This window comes from Thiomonas sp. 13-64-67, assembly GCF_002282795.1.
In the GTDB taxonomy this organism is placed as follows: Bacteria; Pseudomonadota; Gammaproteobacteria; order Burkholderiales; family Burkholderiaceae_C; genus Thiomonas; species Thiomonas arsenitoxydans.
This window is the reverse complement of record NZ_NCKP01000134.1, coordinates 1-2,041: the sequence shown is the minus strand read 5'-3', so window position 1 is coordinate 2,041 and position 2,041 is coordinate 1. Positions and strand designations below refer to the sequence as shown.

General features: G+C 64.1%; 3 protein-coding genes. All 3 read right to left on the bottom strand.

Annotated elements, in window-relative coordinates:
- Window positions 1-342, bottom strand: a 342-nt coding sequence (locus B7X30_RS15600; RefSeq protein WP_286731874.1) for an S-adenosylmethionine:tRNA ribosyltransferase-isomerase, incomplete at its 3' end; no start/stop codon positions are given.
- 121 nt (window positions 343-463) lie between these two features.
- On the bottom strand, window positions 464-1,384 hold the full coding sequence (locus tag B7X30_RS15595) for a glycosyltransferase family 2 protein (RefSeq protein WP_286731871.1): 921 nt from the start codon (window positions 1,382-1,384) through the stop codon (window positions 464-466).
- 112 nt (window positions 1,385-1,496) lie between these two features.
- On the bottom strand, window positions 1,497-2,041 hold a 545-nt coding region (locus B7X30_RS15590; protein WP_286731868.1), incomplete at its 5' end, for a GNAT family N-acetyltransferase.

The following is a 2,041-nucleotide window of genomic DNA, read 5'->3' as shown; positions in this document are numbered from 1 at the left end:
GCCCGGCTTGGGCGATTTGCTCGCCCGCACATGCGCCCAGACCCGGTTGTCCGCCCGCACCCGCTCCACCAGCACTTCCACCGCGCCGCCCAAAGCGGCACCGGCTTCCCCCGCCGCCTTGAAGCCCCACAACCGCGCAGGAATCACCCGGGTGTCGTTGAACACCACCAGGTCGCCTGCGCGCAGCAGGCCGGGCAAGTCGCGAAACCCACGGTCGATCAGCGCCGGCGGACTGCCCGCATCGAGCAGGCGACTGTCGCTGCGCCGCGCGGGCGGATGCTGGGCGATCAGTTCGGGCGGCAGGTGAAAGTCGAAATCGTCTGCGGTGAGGCCGGGCGACATCGCGCCCGACTCAACCGCGGAGCCACGGGAAAGGGAAACAGTCATCAGTAGGAATGAGTTTGAAGCCAGGTTGAAGCCAAGTAGCCGGTTGCGCCCGCCGACTCGCCGCGCGCCGGGCGGTTCAAGCGCGTACGCGCCGCAGCAGGTTGAGCAGCCCGGAAGGCAACATGATCTTAAACAAGGTGCGCAGCGTTTGCCCCCTGAAGGTGTGATAGACAAAGACGCTGCTGGCCAGCAGACCGAAAGCCGCCTCGGGCTGAAGCTCGGCCAGCACGTCGGCCGCGCTGAGGCTGAGCGCCCCCAGGTGACGCAGCGAACGGCGATCACGGCGCTGGCCGGGTTGGCTGTCGCGCGCATAGATTTTCTTGGCCACCGCAAGTGAATCCAGCGCCGTGCGTGGGCTGGAGGAAATCTGGGTGGGGCTGCGGCGGTAATCGAGCAAGGGAATGTCGAGATGCGCCACGGGCCCGGCTCGGGCCACGCGCACGAACCATTCCCACTCGCAGACGATCTTGATCTCGGGATCGAACATCCCGGCGCGCTGCAGTGCGTCCCGCCGGAACATCACCGTGGGGGGATGGATGAAATTGCCTTGCACCAGTTCGTCGTAAACCTCTCCCCAGTAAACCGCGATAGAGGCTTGGCCGTTCTGCCGCGCGGTCTCCTCCGGTAGCAAGGCAAAAGTTTCTGCCTGCGGATACCGCGCCCTCAGGCCGCCCCGTTGCGGGCTACAGCGGGAGTAATAGACGCCGCAGTAGGAGGCGGGCGCCAGGGGCCCGGTTTCGTCGAAGGCGCCGAAATCGGAACTGCAGAGCAGGATGTCGGGGTGCGACTGGAGGTAGCGCAGTTCAATCGCGATGCGATCCGGACGGCACAAATCGTCGGCATCGAGCAGCGCGATGAAGTCGCCCCGAGCCGCCTGCACGCTCGCATTCCTCGCCGCGCCTATGCCCGCATTGGTCTGCCGGATCGTCCGCACCCGCCCTGCATAAGCCTCTAGAACTTCCGCCGTGCCATCGGTGGAGCCATCGTCCACGACCACGATGTCGAGATTTCGGTGCGTCTGGGCGAACAGGCTGTCGAGGGTTTGCGGGAAACCAAGGCTTCCGGGTCGGTAGTCCCTGACCTGCTCGAATCGGCGTTCATGGGCTCGGCTACTCGGCTACGGGGTGTGCGGTGAGCTTCGTTTCCGCAACGCCCATGTCCTCGGCAGGTGCTGCCGAAGCGCGGTTTGCAGCAAACCTGCCCTTGACGCGGTAAAGCCAGTGAATCAAGCCTGGGCGGTGAACTCGCAAGCCAAAAGTCTCGCGGGTTTGTTGAAAGTAGTGCCGCTTGTGGTCGTAGTCGCCTTTGAGCATGTCGAAGCGCGTGCAACGTTCCCCGATCGCCGCTTCGATGACATACCCCATGAGCACTTCCCCAGGGCTGAACGCAAGGTGCTGAGGATCGAATCCAGCCTGAAAGTAGTAGAGCGTCGCGCCATGACGAAAGCCGTAGAACATGGCAATGGTCTGCCCATTCATCTCCAGCCCGTACAGGCGCAACCGGCCTTGCGCCAGAAGGGCATGCATGAGGGCGCGATGGAATTCAAGGTACTGCGGCGAGGTGAAACTGAGTTCTTCGGTACGCCCTTGCCAGCGCAGCCGATGCAACTCGGCGAGCCGCTCAAACGCCCAATCGATTTGCGCGTCTTGTTGGA